Genomic DNA, 19,626 nt, shown 5'->3' with positions numbered 1-19,626 from the left:
CGGTTCCAAGCGCTCCTGACGGCGGCCCAGCGCCGTCGTCAGCCCCTTGCCGTGGCCGCGTCCGTCTCGAGCTCCGAGAGCACGACGTGGAGCAGGGCGCGTACCTCGTCCTCGGCGGCTGCCTGTCGCACGCCGTTCGCGATGAGCCGCTGCAGAAGGCTCTTCGCAGTCTCACGCCAGAACAGCGTGGCCTCGTCTCCCTGCTTGGAGCCAAGCACGCGAGCGATGCCGCTCACCAGTTTCCGTTGACGATGTAGCGGGAAAGCCCGCACCTCAGCATTGCCCACGCCCGTATCCCCTCCTGAGTTTCGCCGTCAGGCTAGCGGGCAAATGGTTAACAGGAGACTTTTGGCTGGGGTGGCAGCGCGATTTCTGGCCGCTCAGGCTTTGCGCGGCTTGGGCGAGACCTTGTTGGCGATGCGTTCGAGACGCTGCCTGGTCTTTTCCGAGGTGAGGTCGCGCACGGCATCCTTGCCGATCCAGCGACGGGTCTTGTCTTCAGACGCCGCGAATTCGCGCGCGAGATCCAGGGCGGCGGCATTGAGCTGCGCGGATCGCTTGCCGATCGAGCGCAAGGCCCAGCTCACGGCTTTCCTGACGAAATTGCGCTCGTCGTCTGCGTGCCGGCGGATGGTCGCGAGAAAGCGCAGGAAGGTTTCCGCCGGCTCCTTCTTCCGATGAACCACCGACCAAGCCATCATCGCGAAGGCGGTGCGGCGGACGAACTCGCGCTCGTCCTCGGCGAAGTCGTCGATGAGGGTCAGCCAGTGGTCGGTGTCGACGAAGAGGTCGGAGACCCCGTCGACGATGTCCCATGAATCGAATTCCGCCGCCCATTGCCGCGCGTCATTCGCTGTGAAGCGCTTGGGGTCGGCAGTCAACGAGGCGATGAACTGCGCTTCCGTGATACCGGAATCCCAGAGCGCGAAGGCGCGTTCGTGGTCGCGACCGATCGCCTTGGCGATGCGCCGTTGCTCACCGTGCGAAATGCCCAGCGCGCGCTCGATGCGGATGCCGTAGCGCAGCATGCCCTGCCGGTTTTCTTCCGAGCCGAGCGATTTCAGATGGACAAGGACGTCATCGGCCGTGGAACCGCGCGACAGGGCATTCATGGCCGGAGCCTACTTCTCCAGCCGCGCCAGCAGCGAGGACGTGTCCCAGCGCTTGCCGCCCATCTGCTGGACGTCCTTGTAGAACTGGTCGACCAGTGCGGTGACGGGCAGCTTCGCGCCGTTGCGGTCGGCTTCGGCGAGGCAGATGCCGAGATCCTTGCGCATCCAGTCGACCGCGAAGCCGAAATCGTACTTGCCGGCATTCATCGTCTTGTGGCGGTTTTCCATCTGCCAGGATCCTGCCGCGCCCTTGGAGATGACGTCGATGACCTTCTCGATGTCGAGCCCGGCCCTTTTGCCAAAGTGGATGCCCTCAGACAGCCCCTGTACGAGGCCGGCAATGCAGATCTGGTTTATCATCTTGGTGAGCTGGCCGGCGCCGGCCGGGCCCATCAGCCCGACCATGCGTGCATAGGCATTGATCACAGGCTTCGCCTCGTCGAAAGTCGCTTCGTCGCCGCCGCACATCACCGTCAGCACGCCGTTTTCCGCGCCCGCCTGGCCGCCGGAAACGGGTGCATCTATGAAGCCGAGACCGCGCTCCTTGGCGGCCTCGTCGAGCTCGCGGGCAACTTCCGCCGAAGCCGTCGTGTTGTCGATGAAGATCGCGCCTTTTTTCATCGCGCCGAAAGCGCCGTCGGAACCCAGTGTGACAGAACGCAAGTCGTCGTCATTGCCGACGCAGGCGAAGACGAAATCCTTGTCGGCTGCGGCGGTTGCCGGCGTCAGCGCCATTTCGCCGCCGTGCTCGTCCACCCACTTCTCGGCCTTGGCCTTGGTCCGGTTGTAGACGGTGACGTCATGACCGCCCTTGTTCTTCAGATGCGCGGCCATCGGATAACCCATCACGCCCAATCCCAGAAATGCTACCTTGGCCATGCCGGCTCCCTTTCGTGCAGTGTGGTGCTGAAAAGCCGCGTCAGCGCTTGAGATGTCTGGTGATGCGGCGCTCGATCCAGTCGATAATGTTACGCAGCGTCTCCACGATCGCAAGGTAGATGACGGCTGCCCAGATATAGGTCTGGAAATCGAAGGTACGCGAATAGGCGCGTCGCGTCTCGCCCATCAGGTCGTAGACGGTGATGATCGCGACGATGGCCGAGCCCTTGATCATCAGGATGATCTCGTTGCCGTAGGGCCTGAGCGCCACGATAAGCGCCTGCGGCAGGATGATCTTCTGCAGCGTCTGGAACCTGTGCAGGCCAAGCGACGCCGCGCCTTCCCATTGCCCGCGCGGCACGCTCTGCACCGCTCCGCGCAGGATTTCGGCCTGATAGGCGGCGGTGTTGAGCGTGAAGGCGAGAACGGCGCAATACCAGGCCTCGCGGAAGAAGGTCCACAAACCGAGCGCCTCGAGCTGCGGCCGGAACGAGCCGAGCCCGTAATAGATGAGGAAGGTCTGCGCCAGCAGCGGCGTGCCGCGGAAGAAATAGACATAGGCGTAGGCAGGCCATGCCAGGAACTTGTTGCGCGAGGTGCGCGCATAGGCGATCGGCGCCGAAAGCAGCGCGCCGAGCAGGATCGAGATCAGCACGAGCTGCGTGGTGACAATCAGGCCGGAAACGTAGTTGGGTGCGTAGCGGGCGAAGAGTTCGCTATCCCACGCGCCTGCAAGGAAGGTCGCGAGTCCGAGCGCGGCGAGCACCCAGAAGCCCATGAAAACGTGTCCGGCGATGCGCTGCCCGGTCCATTGCCGCGCGGGTGCCGGCGGGCGCTCCATCGTTTCGATGATCCGGCTTGCGGTGTTGCTCATCGCGCCGGCTCCGTGCGGCCCGCCCAGCGCTCGATTATGCCAAAGGCGATGGAGGAGATGATTGCAAGGACCAGATACAGAAGGCAGGCGACGCCAAAGAACAGGAACGCCTCCTTGGTGACGCGCGCGGCGATGCCGGACTGGCGGATGATGTCCGACAGGCCGATCACGGATACGAGCGCTGTATCCTTGAGCAGGATCAGCCACAGGTTCGACAGGCCGGGCAGGGCGATGCGCACGAGCTGCGGCAGCACGACCAGCCGCATCGTCTGCCAGGTGGAGAGCCCGATCGCGTAGCCGCCTTCATACTGGCCGCGCGGAATGGCGCGGAAGGCGGACAGGAAAACTTCGCTGGCATAGGAGGAAAAGACGACGCCGAGCGCCACCATGCCGGCGACGAACGCGTTGATCTCGATGGTGGCACCGGGGTTGAACAGCGCGACGAGACGCTGCACGCCAAGCTGGACGCCGTAGAAGACGAGGAACAGCGTCAGCAGCTCCGGCAGCCCTCGGAAGATCGTGGTGTAGATGTTGGCGGCAAGACGCAGCGATCGCTCCTGCGACTGCTTCGCCAGCGCAATCAGGAAGCCGACCGCAAGTCCGAGCGGCAGCGTTGCCAGCGCCAGCGACACGGTGACGAGTACCCCGGAGGCGATCTCGTCGCCCCAGCCTTCCGCTCCGAAACCGAGCAGTTTGAGCGTTGTCTCCATGCGGCCGCGTTCTTCGAGCTTGCGTTTGGCGCTTTGCGCGAAGGCGGCGGACTGTCGCCCGCCGCCTTCGGCCTATCAGGTCAGCAAGCTTGGCGCTTAGCTGCCATATGCGTCGAAGGAGAAGTACTTGTCGTTGATTTCCTTGTACTTTCCGTTGGCGCGGATGGCGTCAATCGCCGCGTTGAAGCGCTCGCGCAGCTCGTCCTCGCCCTGACGGATGGCAATGCCCGCGCCGGGGCCGTGGATTTCTTCAACCGGCGTGATCGTGCCGACGATCTTGCAGCAGGCGCCTTCCTCGGTCGCCAGCCATTCCTCAAGCACGGTGACGTCGTCATTGGCTGCGTCGATGCGCCCGTTGATGAGGTCGAGCTTGTATTCGTCGGCGGTCGGATAGAGCTTCACGTCGCTGTCGGTATAGGTCGCTTCCGAATAGTTGGAGTGCGTGGTCGAACCCTGGACGCCGATCGTCTTGCCGGCGAGATCCTCGGCCGAGACGCCGGCGATGTCGGTGTCCTTGGGCGCCACGATGGCCGGCGGCGTGTTGTAGTATTTGTTGGTGAAGTCGACCTGCTTCTTCCGCTCGTCGGTGATCGACATGGAAGCGATGATGGCGTCGAAACGGTTGGCCTGCAGCGCGGGAATGATGCCGTCCCAGTCCTGGGTGACGAATTCGCACTCGACCTTCATCTCTTCGCAAAGGGCGTTGGCGATATCGATGTCGAAGCCGACGAGCTGGCCGTCCGCGGTGAGGTTGTTGAAGGGCGGATAGGCGCCTTCGGTGCCGATCCGGAGCTTCTCCTGCGCCTGCGCTGCGCCGATGGTGAGGGCAAGGGCCGCGGCCGACAGGGCCAGCGAAACTCGTGAAGAAATACGCATAATGTTCCTCTCTGCTTATGGATACGCCGCGTTCTTTCGATCACGGCGCTCGTCTCAAGTGCGGCTTGTCGCGCACTTTGAAGGCGATATTCCCATTGTTTTCAGCAGGATTGCAATCGTGAAATGCTTCCGCAGCGGTAGCTTCGTGATCACCTAAGGCCGGTGACCGCCTCGACGAAATCGGCGATGGGCGTAACCGCGTCGAGATCGAAGACGGGAACGGCGGCATCGGCGATGGCGTAATCGACCGCGATGGCAATCACGTTGCTGGATGCGGGCAAGGGTGTCTTGTCTCTGGCTTCGGTGCGCCGCGTCTCGATCTTCGGGTGCGGACTGCCTTTGTAGCCTTCGACGATCACGAGGTCGCAGGGGGAAAGCCTTGCAAGGACGGCTTCGAGGTCAGGTTCGGGCTCCTCGCGCAGTTCATGCATCAGCGCCCAGCGCAACGGCGTCACCAGCATCACCTCGGAAGCGCCGGCGCTGCGGTGGCGGAAACTGTCGGTTCCCTCGCGGTCGATGTCAGCCTCGTGATGCGCCCGCTTGACGGTCGAGACGGACCAGCCGCGCGCCGAAAGCTCGGCTACGAGGCGCTCGGTCAGCGTCGTCTTGCCCGAATTCTTCCAGCCGGCAATGCCGATCACCCGTTGCGCCAAGCTGCCACCCTCCGCGTCAGATTTCGCCCGCCTTGCGCGCGACATGCATGACATAGAGCGCGGCGAGCACCGCCGCCACGGATGAGCCGAGCATGACGAAGAGCAGTGGCCATGGGCCGGTTTGCGGCCCAAGCAGTGCGCCCGCCACCATCGCCAGCACCGCGCCCCCTCCAATCTGCATCGAGCCGCCGAGACCCGAAGCGCTGCCAGCCAGATGCGGCCGCACGCTGACGATGCCGGCATTGGCGTTGGGAAGCGTCATACCGTTGCCCAGCCCGACGAGCACGGTGGGACCGAACAGCGACAGCGCGTGATAATAGCCGGCCCCAAACAAGCTCAGCGCACCGATCAACCCGATCACGGCCGCAGTGCAGCCCATGAGCATCATCGTGTTGATACCGATGCGGCGGGAAAACCTGCCGGATAGAAAGTTGCCGGCCATGTAGCCGACCGAAATGAGGGCGAAGTAGTACCCGTATTGGGATGGCCTCAGTCCGAGCATCTCGGTCGAGACATAAGGGCCGCCGCCGAGGAAGGCGAAGAAGGTGCCCGAAGTGAAGGCGGCCGTGAGCGTGTATCCCCAGAAACGGCGTGCACGCATCAATTCCGGATAGCCCTTCACCTGGGCCATCATGCTGGTCGATCTGCTGTGGTTCGTCTCGCCCAGGTCGAAGAAGACGACCGCGAAGGCCAGCACGCCAAAGCCGAGCGTCAGCAGGAAAGACGCCTGCCAGCCGTACATCTCATCGAGAATTCCACCTATCGCCGGGCCGACCATGGGCACCACCGACATGCCCATGGTGATGTAGCCGATCTTGCTGGCTGCCTCGTCGGTGCTGACGGTGTCTCGCACGATCGCCCGCGACAGCACCATGCCGGCGGCGGAGAACGCCTGAAGCAGCCGCGCAGCAAGCAGCAGCTCGATGGTGGGCGCGCAGATCGTGGCGACTGAACCGACAAGGAATATCGCGAAACAGCTGAGCATCACCGGACGCCGCCCGAACCGGTCGGAGGCAGGGCCGATGAAGAGCTGGAGCACGGCTGTGGCAGCAAGATAGAGCGACACTGCAAGCTGTACGAGCGCGTAGTCCGCATTGAAATGGCGCGCTATGCCGGGCAGCGACGGCAGGAACACGTTCATCGCAAGCGCCCCGGTCGCGGTGGCGATGACCAGCGTCAGGATATGCGGCGGCGTGTTTCTGTTCAAAAGCGGGCCTGTCATGCTTGTAACCTTAAAGCCCGTCGGGGGCCATGTTGGGCCCGGTGCTTTCCGCGGCGGGCTTCTCTCGGCCCACCCTGCGCTCGCGATAGAGCGTGTAGAGGCCGGAGCCGACGACGATCGACGCGCCGAGGATCATGATGCCGTCGGGTATGTCGCCGAAGATCAGATAGCCGAGCAGGATCGCCCAGATCAGCGCCGTATAGCGGAACGGCGCAACGAAGGAGATATCGCCAAGGCGCATCGCCATGATGATGAACTGGTAGCCGACCAGAACCAGAACGGCCGCCGCCGCCAGCAGGCCAACCTCGCCGGTGGTCATCGGCGTCCATCCCCCGAAGATCGGGATCAGAAAGGCGCCGACGATGGTGATCGCCGCGGAGGTAAGCGTCGAAACCAGCAGGGACGGAAATTCATCAGGTATCTGCTTGGTTGCAAGGTCTCGGACCGCGCAGAACAGGACGCAGACGAGGGCCACCAGAGAATAGGCGTTGAAGCCTTCCAGCCCGGGTCGGACGATGATCATCACGCCCGTGAAGCCGGCGGCGATCGCCAGCCAGCGCCGCCAGCCAACCGTCTCGCCAAAGAAAAGCGCCGCGCCCATGGTAACCGCCAGCGGCAGCGCCTGCAGCACGGCGGAAATGTTGGCGAGCGGCATTCTGGTCAGCGCAATCAGGAAGAGGACGGTCGCGACGAGTTCTCCGGTCACGCGCAACGCTACCATAGGATGGGCCGCCTGGCGCGGGTTGCGCAAAGCGCCCTGGCTCCAGGCGAGCGCGCCGATCATCAGCGTCGCGAACAGGCCGCGCACCAGCATCACCTGGCCCTGGTTCATGCTGCCGACCAGCGTCTTGGTGATCGCGTCGTTGATGGTGAAGCCCGCCATCGAAATAACGATAAAAAGCGAGGCGCGCAGGTTTGGGGAGAGTGACAAGGGCGGGTCCGGCGATTCTGTATTGGCACAGACCTATGGCCCGGGGCGGGCCAAGGCAACGGACAGCATCGTCGAATGATGAGGCCATAAGGGCCGGAGTTGAGCCGCTAACCGCCCGTGACGCTCATGTGGCGGGCAACGGCGGGCCTGCTGGTGCGCCGGTCGATGACGAAGTCGTGGCCTTTCGGCTTTCGCCCGATCGCCTCGTCGATGGCGTTGGAAAGCAGCTCGTTACCTTCGGATGCACGCAGCGGCGCACGCAGGTCGGCATCGTCGTTCTGGCCGAGGCACATATAGAGCATGCCGGTGCAGGTGAGCCGGACACGGTTGCAGCTTTCGCAGAAATTATGCGTGAGCGGCGTGATGAAGCCCATCCGTCCGCCCGTCTCCGCGATCTCGACGTAACGGGCCGGACCGCCTGTCTTGTAGGGAATGTCGGTCAGCGTGAACCGGCGCTCCAGATCGGCACGCAACTGCGAGAGCGGCAGGTACTGGTCGGTACGGTCGGCGTCGATCTCGCCCATCGGCATCGTCTCGATGACGGTCAGATCCATGCCGCGGCCATGCGCCCAGCGCAACATCTCGGGCAGTTCCGTATCGTTGAAGCCTTTCAGCGCAACGGCGTTGATCTTGATCTTTAGGCCGGCCTCTTCGGCCGCCTCAATGCCCGCCATGACCTTGGAGAGATCGCCCCAGCGGGTAATGGTGCGGAACTTGTCGGGGTCGAGCGTATCGAGGGACACGTTGATGCGCTTCACGCCGCAATCGGCGAGTTCCTGCGCGAAGCGCGCCAACTGCGAGCCGTTGGTGGTCAGCGTCAGCTCTTCCAGCGCGCCGCTCTCAAGGTGCCGCGAGAGCTGGCGCACGAGGTGCATGATGTTCTTGCGCACCAGCGGCTCGCCGCCGGTCAACCGCAGCTTCTTCACGCCCTTCTCGATAAAGACGGTGCAGAGCCGGTCGAGTTCCTCGAGGCTGAGCAGGTCTTTCTTCGGCAGGAAGGCCATGTCCTCCGCCATGCAATAGGTGCAGCGGAAGTCGCAACGATCCGTGACCGAGACGCGCAGATAGGAAATCGAGCGTCCGAACGGATCGATCATGCTGCTGCCGGCAAAGCTCATGGGCCTGCGTTTCCTCTGGCGCGAATTTCGCGCCTGTCGCGTTGGTTGCGCTTGCGTTTCTACCTGTGAATGTCGGGCAATCGTCAAGGAAATTCAAGGGCCAGGGCCGCAATGCATATGGCCAGCAACGATCGGCGGAGCTAGTGTCGCCGCCGAAACCAACCCGGAACGATGCGAATGACCGCCCCCACAGAATTGCGCGTATCCAAGGACAGGCGCCTCCTGACAGTGACCTTTCCAGGCCATGCGCCTTTCGCCTTTCCGGCCGAGCTGCTGCGAGTGCTGTCGCCCTCGGCGGAGGTTCAGGGTCATTCGCCCGATCAGCGGGTGACCGTGCCCGGCAAGAAGGACGTTGCGATCCTCAAGGTCGAACCGGTCGGCAATTATGCCGTGCGCATCACCTTCGACGACATGCACGACACCGGCATCTTCACCTGGGACTATTTCCACACGCTCGGTCATGAAAAGGAATCACGCTGGCAGTCCTATCTGGACGAACTGGCCGCCAAGGGGCTTTCGAGGGAGCGCTGACATGACCGAAATCACCAGCGTCGAGCAACTCGAGGCGATCTACGGCAAGCCGGGCGAGACGTCGCTGGTCAAGGAACTGGACCGGTTGATCCCGGAATATGTCGCCTTCGTCGAGGCGTCGCCTTTCGTGGCGCTGGCGACGAGCGGGCAGGAGGGGCTGGATTGTTCGCCGCGCGGCGACCTGCGCGGTTTCGTGCGGGTGGCAGACGAGCGCACGCTGCTCATGCCCGACAGGCGCGGCAACAACCGGGTCGATTCGCTGAAGAACATCGTTCGCAACGGCCGGGTCGGCCTGCTGTTTCTCGTGCCGGGTTCGGGTACGACCCTTCGGGTGAACGGCACTGCGACGCTATCCATCGACCCGGACCTCTGCACGTCTTTCGCCGTCGACGGGCAGGCGCCGCGTTCGGTGATCGTCGTGGCCATCCAGGCGGTCTATTTTCAGTGCGCGCGGGCGATCGTGCGTTCGGAATTGTGGAATCCGGACCGGCATGTCGATCCGCAAAGCCTTCCGACGCCGGGCAAAATCCTCGCGGCTACCAGCCAGGCCCGCATCGACGGCGAGGCCTACGACGCAGAGTGGCCGGAGCGCGCCCGGAAAACGATGTGGTGACGTGGGTCTCTAGTCGTCGCCGCTGAGCATTTCCTCGATGCGTCGCATCTGCTCGCCCATCGCGTCGCACTGGGCCGGCGTCGATTGCGCCATGACGCGGTCGATGAGCGCGGTGTACACCTTCAGCGCTTCCATAAGCCGCGCCTCGCCGTCCTCCGTCAGGAACAGGCGCATGACGCGCTTGTCCTTCTTGTCACCTTCGCGCCGGATCAGCCCCTGCTTTTCGAGCTGCGGCAGAAGCATGGTGATGTTCGACCGGCCGATGAGCAGCTTTCGCGCCACGTCGTGCTGGGACATGCCCGGATGGCGGTAGATGTTCATCAACACATCGAGCTGGCCAAGCTTGAGGTCGAAGGGGGCCAGCGCGTGCGTAAGCTCACGCACGACTGCCTTTTCGGCGCGCACCATCGCGATCCAGTTGCGGAATCGCGGGTTGTCCCAAGGGAGGGCTTGTTTATTGTTCATGATTGAACTATTCTGTTCATGCTTGAACTATCTAGCGAGTCACATCCATGGCAACCGTCGGTTTCCTGCTTTTCCGTAGCGCATTCGCGCTCGCTGAACAAATCGCGCCGCGCCTGACCGGACGCGCCGCCTTCGAGCTTTTCTGCCGTACGCCGCATCCACAGAATGTTTCGCCGCGCGAGGCCGCCGTTCTGGGCGATGCCGCGCCCTTCATGGCAGAGGCCCGGCACCACTGGCTCGCAACGCCGGAAGGCTGTGTCGTCGCCCACGATTTCCGCAGCGACGTGGGGCATGGCGCGCCGGTGGTGCTCGTCATCCATGGCTGGCGCTCGCGGACCGAGCACATGCGCACCATCATCACGACCCTGCGTGGCGAGGGGTTCCGGGTGATCGCGATCGACCTGCCGGGGCACGGCGCATCGCCGGGACGGCGGCTCAATCTGGCGATAGCCGTTGCAGCCGTGCGCGCCGCCGCCGACTGGTTCGGCCCGTTTGCCGCGATCGTCGGGCATTCGTTCGGCGGAGCAGTTGCGGTCAACGCGGTGGCCGGATCGATCCGCGGGATCGCGCCGGTGAGCACGAAGCGGCTGGTCCTCGTCTCCGCGCCGAGTTCGATGCCGGCCATCTTCGAGGATTTCCGGCGCTTTCTCGGGCTCGGCACGCGCACCCAGGTCGCGCTGTCGCGCGAAGTGGAGCGCGTCGCCGGCCGGCCGCTGGAGGATTTCGTCGGCGCGGACCAGCTTCGCGTGATGGATACGCCGACGCTGGCAATCCATGCACCGGACGACAAGGAAGTGCCGTTCGAGGAAGCGCGTCGTTTCGAGGCCGCGGGCGCGCGGCTGATGCGCGCGCCGGGCAGGGGGCATCGGCGTATCCTCGCCGACGACGAGGTGTCGGCGGCGATTGCCGGTTTCGCGCTTTTCGGCGAGGAACCGGCCGCCTGAAGTCCTTGGCCGGCCGGCTTTGCCGGTCAGCCCAGATTGAGTTCCTTGAAGAAGTCGTTGCCCTTGCCGTCGATGACGATGAAGGCCGGAAAATCCTCGACCTCGATGCGCCAGATCGCCTCCATGCCGAGTTCGGGATATTCGACGACCTCGACCTTCTTGATGCAGTCCTGGGCAAGCCGTGCGGCGGGCCCGCCGATCGAGCCGAGATAGAAGCCGCCATGGCGACCGCACGCCTCGCGCACCTGCCGCGAGCGGTTGCCCTTGGCGAGCATCACCATCGAACCGCCGAACGACTGGAACTGGTCGACGTAGGAATCCATGCGGCCGGCCGTCGTCGGCCCGAACGAGCCCGACGCGTAGCCTGCCGGCGTCTTGGCCGGTCCGGCGTAATAGATCGGGTGATTCTTGAAATAGTCGGGCATCGGCTCGCCGTTTTCGAGCCGCTCGCGGATCTTGGCGTGCGCGATGTCGCGCGCGACGATGATCGGGCCAGAGAGCGAAAGCCGCGTCTTTACGGGGTGTTGGGACAGCTCCTTGAGAATCGCTTCCATCGGCTGGTTCAAGTCGATGCGCACGACATGCGAGGTCAGCTTGTCTTCGTCGATGTCGGGCATGTAGCGGGCGGGGTTTGTCTCCAGCTCCTCGATGAAGATGCCGTCTTTCGTGATCTTGCCCTTGGCCTGACGGTCGGCCGAACACGAGACGCCGAGGCCGATGGGCAGCGACGCGCCGTGGCGCGGCAGGCGAATCACCCGCACGTCATGGCAGAAATACTTGCCGCCGAACTGCGCGCCGACACCCATCTGCTGCGTGAGCTTGTGTACTTCCGCTTCCATATCGAGATCGCGGAAGGCGTGGCCGTCTTCGCCGCCACTGGTCGGCAGGCTGTCGAGATAGCGGGTCGAGGCGAGCTTGACCGTCTTGAGGTTCATCTCGGCAGAGGTGCCGCCAATGACGATGGCAAGGTGATAGGGCGGGCAGGCGGCGGTGCCCAGCGTCAGGATCTTTTCCTTCAGGAACTCGACCAGCCGGTCGTGCGTCAGCAGCGACGGCGTGCCCTGGTAGAGGAAGGTCTTGTTGGCCGAGCCGCCGCCTTTGGCGACGAACAGGAACTTGTAGGCGTCTTCGCCTTCCTCGTAGATGTCGATCTGCGCCGGCAAATTGTTGCGGGTGTTCTTTTCCTCGAACATCGACAGCGGCGCGAGCTGCGAATAGCGTAGGTTCTTGCGTTCGTAGGCATCGAGCACGCCCTGTCCCAGTGCTGCGTCGTCACCGCCCTCTGTCCAGACGCGGCGGCCCTTCTTGCCCATGATGATCGCGGTGCCGGTGTCCTGGCACATCGGCAGCACGCCGCCGGCTGCGATATTCGCATTCTTCAACAGGTCGTAGGCCACGAAGCGGTCGTTGTCGGTCGCTTCCGGGTCTTCGAGGATCGAGGCAAGCTGCTTGAGATGGCCCGGCCGCAGAAGGTGATTGATGTCGGAGAACGCGGTTTCGGAGAGGAGCCGCAGACCTTCCGGCTCGACGGTCAGGATTTCCTGCCCCTTGAACGTGTCGGTCGAAACGAAGTCCGAGGTGAGCTTGCGGTAGGGTGTCTCGTCGGCACCGAGGGGAAAGAGACTGGCTGTTGCCTGGTCGGCCATGGCTGTACGTTCCGTTGCTGGCGTAGATGCTGGCGGTTCTTGCGCCGTCTCTTTAGCGGCGTGTTGCCGGGATGCCAATCGCGGGGCTGTGGCACGCAAGCCGCAACCGCCGGTGCTCGCGCATCCGTGATGCCCGTTTTTGCTTAACGCGATGCCGCCGCGCCCGTATAGTCGCGCGACATTTCAATGACGACGCCGGATCAGGCACAAAGGGGGATCGACATGAGATTGACGCGCAGCCGCGCCCTGGCGGTTTCGACGACGGCCATCGCGGCGATGCTGGTCGCCGGTGCTCCGTCCGCATCCGCGCAGAACCTCTTCGAGCGGCTGTTCGGCAATCGAGAGCGCCGCGTCGAGCGCGAGGCGCCACCGCCAGTGGTTCAACAGGCGCCGGCACGTCCTGCGCCGCCGCGCGTCACCGGGCCACAATATTACACCTACAAGACCGACGCTCTCGTGCGTGTCGATTTCGCGGCGATCAAGCCTGTCCGGGCAGACGAGGAGGCCGCGCTCGAACCCACTGGTATCGACAACGAATCGGTCGGCTCCACGGTCGTTGCGATGGAAGCCGCGCCCTCGGACGGTTCAGAGGCGATTGGGGCAGAGGTCGACAACACCCTCGATGCTGTGGAAAGCGTATTGGAAGCCGATCCCGCGGCTGACGAGCGCTCTGTGATCGCGACGGAAACGACGAATGGCGCGGAAAGCCTGCCGGCTGCATTGCCACGCGTCGAGGATGCCCAACTGATCGGGGAGGCTGCAAAGCAGGCCGTTTCCGTGCCCAGGGTCGAGGACGCGCAGTTGATCGGCGAGGGCACTGCCACCGCAGAGATGCCGAAGGTCGAAGATGCGCCGGCGATGGAGCAGGTATCCGCGCCGCCGGCGCCCCAGCCGCTGACCAATGCCGAGATCGCATCGCTGCAGCAGGTCGAGCTTCTGGCGGAAAAGGAAGCTGCCGACGCAATCGTCGCCCATTACACGGCCGTGCCTGAATTCATCTGGGTGAGCGACGGGCGGCCGAACGAGCGTGCCCGCAGCGCCTTGCGCACGCTTGGCGACGCGGCCAGCCATGGGCTGGAGCCGCAGGACTACGCCGTCGCCGCGCCAGGGGCGGACGCTGACGACGCATCACTGGCCGCCTTCGAGATGGAGCTGTCGGCACGGATGCTGCGCTATATCCGCGACGCGCGCTCGGGGCGTATCGATCCCAACCGCATCTCCGGCTATCACGACTTCGCGCCCAAGAAACTCGACGCGGTCGCGGCCCTTCAGCTTGCGCGTACCGCCGACGATGTCGCGGCATATCTTGAGGCCCAGCATCCGCAGAACGCGCGCTACAAGGCGCTGCGGGTCGAACTGGAGATGCTGCGCGCGGCGGACGAAAACGAGATCGTGATCGCACCGAACACTGTTATCCGGCCGGGCGAGACCAATCCGGAGTTCCCGAAAATCCTGAGCCTTATCGGCCAGCGTGCCGACGAGGCATTCCGTACGGAGCACGGCGACGTGCTGACACGGCACCTCGGCAGCGAAGCCTATGCACAGGAGCTGGCTCCGGTCATCAAGGCCGCCCAGAAACTGGCCGGTGTGGGCGCCGACGGCGTGATCGGCCCGCGCACCATCCGCGCGCTGGCGGGCGAGACCCGGGCCGGCCGCATCGAAAAGGCCGAGGTGGCGCTGGAACAGGCACGCTGGCTGCCTTCGCAACTGCCCGACCGGCACGTCTTCATCAATACGCCAGCCTTCAAGGCGACCTATGTCGAGGACGGCAAGGAAAAGCTGTCGATGCGCACGGTCGTGGGCTCGACGCGCACGCAGACCTATTTCTTCCAGGACAAGATCCAGTATGTCGAGTTCCACCCCTATTGGGGCGTGCCGCGCTCGATCCTGGTCAACAAATACCTGCCCAAGCTCTATTCCGACCCGTCTTACCTCGACCGCAACGGCTTCGAGGTGGTCGACCGGCGCGGGCGGACGGTGCCGTCCTCCTCGGTGAGCTGGTCGCAATACGGCGCCAACGTGCCATTCGACGTGCGCCAGCGTCCCGGGCGCGGCAACGCGCTGGGCGAACTGAAGATCATGTTCCCCAACAAACACGCGATCTACATGCACGACACGCCGGAAAAGCAGCTCTTCGACCGCGACAACCGCGCTGTCTCGAACGGCTGCATCCGTCTTGCCGATCCGCGCGGCATGGCCGCAGCCGTGCTCGGCTGGGAGCGTAGCCGCGTCGACGCGCGCCTCGAACAGTCGCATTCGCGCCAGAACCTCGATGTCGAGGTGCCTGTCTATGTCGGCTACTTCACGGCGTGGCCGGACGAGGCCGGCAAGGTCCATTATTACGACGACGTCTACGGTCGCGACGAAAAGACGAAAGCGGCGATCGACAAGGTGGAGGCCCTGCGCGCGCCTGGCGCATGAGGGTAATCTTCAGTATCCGGGGATTGAGATGAGTATCACCATCCGACTTGGCGGATGGTGGGCGCGACAGGGATTGAACCTGTGACCCCACCCGTGTGAAGGGTGTGCTCTCCCGCTGAGCTACGCGCCCCACCAGAGCGTGATCGCCCCGAAGGAGCCGCGATATAAGGGGCGGGGCAGGGGGAAGTCAAGAACCGATCAGTTGGCTACCGCGCGCAGCAAATCGTCGGCCATGGCGACCGTCAATTCGTCGAAATGCGAGATGATGCGCGAGGGTTCGAACTCGCGGACATGGCGGTCCGTATAGCCGAAATCGACGGCGACGACCGGGATGCCAGCGGCCTTGGCCGTGTCGATGTCCGTGCGGGAATCGCCGATCATGATGGCGCGCTCCGGATCGCATCCCGCGAGCGCGATGGTTTCGAGCAGATGGCGCGGGTCGGGCTTGCGGAACGCGAATGTGTCCTGCCCGCAGATCGCCGAAAAATGCGACGACAGGCCCAGCGCCTCGATCAAGCTCTTCGAAAGGCCCTCGAACTTGTTGGTGCAGACGGCAGCCGCATATCCGGCTTCCGCGAAGCGCTCGACCGCTGCGACCGCGCCGGGATAGGGCTGGGACAGCCCCGGGATGTTGCCGCCATAATGGTCCAGGAACGCGGCCTGAAGCTCGTCAAGCTTTGTTGGCGACAGCGATTTCTGCTGAGCAGCGAAGGCGCGCTCGATCATCACACGCCCACCCATGCCGACGAAGCTGCGCAATTGCGCCGGCTCGGCATGGGCGAGACCGGCGATACCGAGGCAGTGGTTGAGGCTGGCGAGCAGGTCGGGCGCGGTGTCGACCAACGTTCCGTCGAGGTCGAAGACGACAATCGGTCGTTTCATGGGCGGGAAATCCTCAATATCCACGGGTGAGACCGCGATAGCGTGCCTTGCCGGGCCGGGCAAGTCTTGCGCCGTCCGGCAAAACTGCTAGGGCACGTTCCAAAAAAGACCGAAGGAGCTACGGGCATGGACGCTAGGCAACTTAAGATCGAAGCGGCGCGCGAGGCGCTGACCCACGTTGCCGACGGCATGAAGCTGGGCATAGGCACCGGCTCCACGGCGGAGGAGTTCGTCCGCCTGCTCGCCGTAAAAGTGGGTGAGGGGATGACTGTTATCGGTGTTCCGACCTCAGAACGTACGGCACGGCTTTGCAGTGAACTGGGCGTGCCGCTGTCGACGCTGGACGAGACGCCGCGCCTCGACCTGACCATAGACGGCGCCGACGAGGTCGATCCCGCGCTGTCGCTGGTCAAGGGCGGCGGCGGCGCGCTGCTGCGCGAGAAGATCGTTGCGGCCGCCTCGGCGCGCATGATCGTGATCGCCGACGCTTCGAAACTGGTCGACACATTGGGCCGCTTTCCGTTGCCGATCGAGGTCAACCCTTTCGGCCTGCGCGCGACCGAGATCGCGATCGGCGAGGCGGCCGCCCGTCTCGGGCTCGACGGCCCCCTGACATTGAGGATGACGAACGGCGAGCCTTTTGTTACAGACGGCGGGCATTTCATCATCGACGCATCTTTTGGCCGCATTCCCGATACAAGAGCGCTTAGCGATGCACTTCATGCCATACCCGGCGTGGTCGAGCATGGTCTCTTTCTGGAACTGGCCGATGCGGCGATCGTCGCGGACGCGGACGGCGTGAGAACGGTGCGGGCCGCTGCTTAAACAGGAGTTTGCAACATCATGATTCTGGCCAATAAAACCCGTCGCATTGCAGCCGTCGTTGGAGCGTTCGCGATGCTTGCGGTGGCGCAGCCGGCTATCGCGCAGGACATTTCCGAATCGCACGTTGCAGCCGCGCGCGCCGCCATCAGCGCGATGCGCACGACGAACGAGTTCGACGCGATCCTGCCGCAGACGGCGCTTGGCGTGAAGAACGAGCTGATCCAGCAGAACCCCAACCTCGAAGCCGAGATCAACAACGTTGTCGACGAGACCGCGATCTCGCTCGCGGCACGCCGTGGCGACCTGGAGCGCGAGGTCGCGCTTATCTACGCCCGCATCTTCTCGGAGGCGGAACTGAAGGAAATTTCTGCGTTCTATGCCACGCCGACCGGCCAGAAGGTGATGGACAACGCCCCCATCGTGCTGCGCGAAATTCGCCAGGCGGCCGACATCTGGGGTCGTGGAATTGCGCGCGACATGGCGCAGCAGGTGGGACAGGAACTTCAGGAGCGCGTAGGCATCGACCGCGTCACCGACGGAACTGCGACCGAAGAAGGCTCTGGCGAAGGTACGGCCAACCAGTAGTTTCAGTCACGGTATTCTGAACGAGCCCGGCCTTTGCGCCGGGCTTTTCTTTTGGCGCCTCAGCGCTTACGTGAAGCCCATCGTAAAAGCAGCGGGAGCGCGCCAATGACCGAATTCGATTACGACCTTTTTGTCATTGGTGGCGGATCCGGTGGTGTTCGTGCGGGCCGTCTCGCTGCGGGCATGGGCAAGCGCGTTGCGATTGCAGAGGAATATCGCTTTGGCGGCACCTGCGTCATCCGTGGCTGCGTGCCCAAGAAGCTGTTCGTCTACGCCTCGCAGTTTCCAGAGCACTTCGAGGATGCGGCGGGTTATGGCTGGAGCGTCGGCGAGGCCAAATTCGACTGGCCGACACTGATCGCCAACAAGGATCGCGAGATCGCAAGGCTGGAGGGCCTTTACAGGCTGGGGCTCGAAAAGGCCGGCGCCGAAATTATCGAAAGCCGGGCGGTCCTGGTGGACAGGCATACCGTGCGCATCGTGAAGGAAGACCGCACCGTCACCGCGCGCACCATTCTGATTGCCACCGGCGGAAGGCCTACCCCGCACCCGGCGCTGCCAGGGCACGAACATGCCATCAGTTCCAATGAGGCATTCCACCTTGAAAAGCTGCCGGGTTCGATCGCGATAGCCGGCGGCGGTTACATCGCCGTCGAGTTCGCCAACATATTCCATGGGCTGGGTGTCGAGACGACGCTCGTCTATCGCGGCAAGGAAATTCTCGGCCGTTTCGACATGGACATGCGCCGCGGCGTTCACAAGGCGATGGAGGACAAGGGCATCCGCATCATCTGCCACGCAGTCGCCCACAACATCGGCAAGCGCGCGGATGGAAAGCTGGAGATCGAGCTGAGCAACGACGAAACGCTCACCGTTGATCAACTCATGCTGGCACTGGGCCGCACGCCCAATACCGAGGGGCTGGGGCTCGAGCAGGCGGGCGTGGAAACCGGCACCGTCGGCGAGATCGTCGTCGACGACTATTCTCGTACGAATGTCGATAACATCTACGCCATCGGCGACGTCACCGATCGCGTTCAGCTGACGCCCGTGGCGATCCACGAGGCGATGTGCTTCATCGATACGGTCTTCCGCGACAAGCCGACGACGCCGGATTTCGATGCCATCGCCACGGCGGTGTTCTCGCAGCCCGAGATCGGCACCGTCGGCCTGTCAGAGGAAGATGCCGCGAAGCGCTTCGACGAGCTGGAAATCTACCGTGCCGAGTTCCGGCCGATGCGGCACACGCTTTCCGGCCGTCAGGAAAAGATGATCATGAAGCTGGTCGTCGATGCGGCGACGCGGCGCGTTGTCGGCGCCCACATCCTCGGCGTCGATGCCGGCGAGATGGCACAGCTTCTGGGCATCGCCGTCAAGGCGCGGCTGACCAAGGACGCTTTCGACGCCACCATGGCCGTGCATCCGACCGCCGCCGAGGAACTGGTGACGATGTATCAGCCCACCTATCGCGTGAAGAACGGCGAGCGCGTCTAGGCCGCCCTGGTGCGGCCCAGCGTCATCTCTTCGCCTTGCAGCAGCCATCGGATCAGTGGCGGCCATAGCGTTTCGGCGAAGCGGGAGCGGAAGAAGCCGAGATGGCCGACGCGCCCGCCCGCTTCCTGCGGCGTAATCCAGCGTTGCTCGACCGGCGCGTTGGTGTGGCGCGCCATGAAATGATCCACCGCCCGGGGCGTCGCCCATGGATCGTCGGTGAGGCCGATGGCCAGGATGGGACGCCGCACCTCGGCGTAGCGCGCAGTCTCGGGCAAATCCGGATCGTCGAAGAAATAGTTCTCCATCCGGCACCAGCGCGCCCAGTCGCGGAAGCAGGAGGAGGGCATCGGCTCGCCGATGCCCATCCAGCGCGGCGTGTCGCGGAAGCAGAGCGAGACCGGCACGCCGACAAGGTTCATCCGCGCCCACGCCCAGCGGTCGTCGAGCAGGCCGAGATAGCCCGACATGGTGGCGACCATGGCGTAGCGCGAAAAACGGTCCGAGACCCCGGACAGGCCGAACGCGTGCCCGCCATGCGACTGGCCGACCCCAACCATCTCGCGGCCAGGATCGACCGCAGCCAGCGTCCGGCAAGCGGCGGGAAAATCCTTGAGCGCCCATTCCTTGTAGTCGATTCGCCGCGACCAGCCCTGGGGCCGGGGAGACAGGCCGGTGCCGCGATAGTCGTAGGTCAGCACAGCAAGCGCGCCTGCCTCCATCAGTGCGGTCGCGAAGCGTGCATAGAGGCCTTGCGGCACGGCGGTGGCGGAAGAGATCAAGACCAGTGGGCCGTCACCATCGCCTTGCCACAGCGTGCCGCCAAGCGGAAAACCGTCCTCCGTGCT

General features: G+C 64.0%; 21 protein-coding genes and 1 tRNA gene. 7 read left to right on the top strand and 15 right to left on the bottom strand.

Going from position 1 to position 19,626, the window contains the following annotated elements; all coding sequences use genetic code 11:
- Window positions 1-38: 38 nt before the first annotated feature.
- The 10 genes from ACVJNE_RS11715 to moaA form a co-directional block, all read right to left on the bottom strand.
- Window positions 39-272, bottom strand: a complete 234-nt coding sequence (locus ACVJNE_RS11715; RefSeq protein ID WP_499565957.1) for a DUF6074 family protein — start codon at window positions 270-272, stop codon at window positions 39-41.
- A 108-nt stretch (window positions 273-380) separates the two neighbouring features.
- On the bottom strand, window positions 381-1,112 hold the full coding sequence (locus tag ACVJNE_RS11710; RefSeq protein WP_499565745.1) for a DNA alkylation repair protein: 732 nt from the start codon (window positions 1,110-1,112) through the stop codon (window positions 381-383).
- Window positions 1,113-1,121: 9 nt separating this feature from the next.
- Entirely contained in the window at window positions 1,122-1,991 is an 870-nt protein-coding gene (locus tag ACVJNE_RS11705) for an NAD(P)-dependent oxidoreductase (RefSeq protein ID WP_499565743.1), read from the bottom strand.
- A 40-nt stretch (window positions 1,992-2,031) separates the two neighbouring features.
- Window positions 2,032-2,865 carry an ABC transporter permease gene (locus ACVJNE_RS11700; RefSeq protein WP_499565741.1) on the bottom strand — a complete coding sequence of 278 codons (834 nt, stop codon included), beginning with the start codon at window positions 2,863-2,865 and terminating at the stop codon, window positions 2,032-2,034.
- On the bottom strand, window positions 2,862-3,575 hold the full coding sequence (locus ACVJNE_RS11695) for an ABC transporter permease (RefSeq protein WP_499565739.1): 714 nt from the start codon (window positions 3,573-3,575) through the stop codon (window positions 2,862-2,864). The genes ACVJNE_RS11700 and ACVJNE_RS11695 overlap by 4 nt, the downstream gene beginning before the upstream one ends.
- A 96-nt stretch (window positions 3,576-3,671) precedes the next feature.
- Window positions 3,672-4,451 (bottom strand): ABC transporter substrate-binding protein, encoded by a 780-nt coding sequence (locus tag ACVJNE_RS11690; RefSeq protein ID WP_499565737.1) that lies wholly within the window; start codon window positions 4,449-4,451, stop codon window positions 3,672-3,674.
- 149 nt (window positions 4,452-4,600) lie between these two features.
- The gene (gene mobB, locus ACVJNE_RS11685; protein ID WP_499565735.1) at window positions 4,601-5,104 is read right to left on the bottom strand and encodes a molybdopterin-guanine dinucleotide biosynthesis protein B; all 504 of its coding nucleotides are present in this window, start codon (window positions 5,102-5,104) and stop codon (window positions 4,601-4,603) included.
- 16 nt (window positions 5,105-5,120) lie between these two features.
- On the bottom strand, window positions 5,121-6,326 hold the full coding sequence (locus ACVJNE_RS11680; protein WP_499565733.1) for a multidrug effflux MFS transporter: 1,206 nt from the start codon (window positions 6,324-6,326) through the stop codon (window positions 5,121-5,123).
- A 10-nt stretch (window positions 6,327-6,336) separates the two neighbouring features.
- Window positions 6,337-7,257, bottom strand: a complete 921-nt coding sequence (locus ACVJNE_RS11675) for a DMT family transporter (RefSeq protein WP_499565731.1) — start codon at window positions 7,255-7,257, stop codon at window positions 6,337-6,339.
- A 107-nt stretch (window positions 7,258-7,364) separates the two neighbouring features.
- Window positions 7,365-8,375 carry a GTP 3',8-cyclase MoaA gene (gene moaA / locus ACVJNE_RS11670; RefSeq protein ID WP_499565729.1) on the bottom strand — a complete coding sequence of 337 codons (1,011 nt, stop codon included), beginning with the start codon at window positions 8,373-8,375 and terminating at the stop codon, window positions 7,365-7,367.
- Between the two features lie 177 nt (window positions 8,376-8,552).
- On the opposite strand from moaA, the gene ACVJNE_RS11665 reads away from it, so the two are divergent.
- Both ACVJNE_RS11665 and ACVJNE_RS11660 read left to right on the top strand, forming a co-directional pair.
- Window positions 8,553-8,906, top strand: a complete 354-nt coding sequence (locus ACVJNE_RS11665) for a gamma-butyrobetaine hydroxylase family protein (RefSeq protein WP_499565727.1) — start codon at window positions 8,553-8,555, stop codon at window positions 8,904-8,906.
- Between the two features lies 1 nt (window position 8,907).
- Complete coding sequence (locus ACVJNE_RS11660; RefSeq protein ID WP_499565725.1) at window positions 8,908-9,519, top strand: pyridoxamine 5'-phosphate oxidase family protein; 612 nt, start codon at window positions 8,908-8,910, stop codon at window positions 9,517-9,519.
- Between the two features lie 9 nt (window positions 9,520-9,528).
- On the opposite strand, the gene ACVJNE_RS11655 is transcribed toward ACVJNE_RS11660, so the two are convergent.
- Window positions 9,529-9,984 carry a MarR family winged helix-turn-helix transcriptional regulator gene (locus ACVJNE_RS11655; protein WP_173191240.1) on the bottom strand — a complete coding sequence of 152 codons (456 nt, stop codon included), beginning with the start codon at window positions 9,982-9,984 and terminating at the stop codon, window positions 9,529-9,531.
- Between the two features lie 47 nt (window positions 9,985-10,031).
- On the opposite strand from ACVJNE_RS11655, the gene ACVJNE_RS11650 reads away from it, so the two are divergent.
- On the top strand, window positions 10,032-10,928 hold the full coding sequence (locus ACVJNE_RS11650) for an alpha/beta fold hydrolase (RefSeq protein ID WP_499565723.1): 897 nt from the start codon (window positions 10,032-10,034) through the stop codon (window positions 10,926-10,928).
- A gap of 26 nt (window positions 10,929-10,954) precedes the next feature.
- On the opposite strand, the gene ACVJNE_RS11645 is transcribed toward ACVJNE_RS11650, so the two are convergent.
- Window positions 10,955-12,574, bottom strand: coding sequence for a fumarate hydratase (locus tag ACVJNE_RS11645; RefSeq protein WP_499565721.1), 1,620 nt, complete (start codon window positions 12,572-12,574; stop codon window positions 10,955-10,957).
- Window positions 12,575-12,796: 222 nt separating this feature from the next.
- Between ACVJNE_RS11645 and ACVJNE_RS11640 the strand changes: the two genes are divergently transcribed.
- Complete coding sequence (locus tag ACVJNE_RS11640) at window positions 12,797-14,995, top strand: L,D-transpeptidase family protein (protein WP_499565719.1); 2,199 nt, start codon at window positions 12,797-12,799, stop codon at window positions 14,993-14,995.
- 55 nt (window positions 14,996-15,050) lie between these two features.
- On the opposite strand, the gene ACVJNE_RS11635 is transcribed toward ACVJNE_RS11640, so the two are convergent.
- A tRNA-Val gene (locus ACVJNE_RS11635) sits at window positions 15,051-15,125 on the bottom strand.
- 68 nt (window positions 15,126-15,193) lie between these two features.
- Window positions 15,194-15,877, bottom strand: coding sequence for a phosphoglycolate phosphatase (gene gph / locus ACVJNE_RS11630; RefSeq protein WP_499565717.1), 684 nt, complete (start codon window positions 15,875-15,877; stop codon window positions 15,194-15,196).
- A gap of 126 nt (window positions 15,878-16,003) precedes the next feature.
- Here gph and rpiA point away from each other — a divergent pair, with 126 nt between their 5' ends.
- From rpiA to gor, 3 genes are all read left to right on the top strand, one after another.
- Entirely contained in the window at window positions 16,004-16,702 is a 699-nt protein-coding gene (gene rpiA / locus ACVJNE_RS11625) for a ribose-5-phosphate isomerase RpiA (RefSeq protein WP_444725847.1), read from the top strand.
- Window positions 16,703-16,720: 18 nt separating this feature from the next.
- On the top strand, window positions 16,721-17,287 hold the full coding sequence (locus tag ACVJNE_RS11620) for a DUF2059 domain-containing protein (RefSeq protein ID WP_421925087.1): 567 nt from the start codon (window positions 16,721-16,723) through the stop codon (window positions 17,285-17,287).
- 105 nt (window positions 17,288-17,392) lie between these two features.
- Window positions 17,393-18,781 carry a glutathione-disulfide reductase gene (gene gor, locus ACVJNE_RS11615; protein ID WP_499565714.1) on the top strand — a complete coding sequence of 463 codons (1,389 nt, stop codon included), beginning with the start codon at window positions 17,393-17,395 and terminating at the stop codon, window positions 18,779-18,781.
- Here gor and ACVJNE_RS11610 read toward each other — a convergent pair.
- Window positions 18,778-19,500 carry an alpha/beta hydrolase family protein gene (locus ACVJNE_RS11610; protein ID WP_499565955.1) on the bottom strand — a complete coding sequence of 241 codons (723 nt, stop codon included), beginning with the start codon at window positions 19,498-19,500 and terminating at the stop codon, window positions 18,778-18,780. The genes gor and ACVJNE_RS11610 overlap by 4 nt on opposite strands.
- Window positions 19,501-19,626 lie beyond the last annotated feature (126 nt).

This window comes from Mesorhizobium sp. DxT (assembly GCF_058448885.1).
Note: the sequence above shows the minus strand (reverse complement) of the source record. Positions and strands in the feature narration are given on the sequence as shown.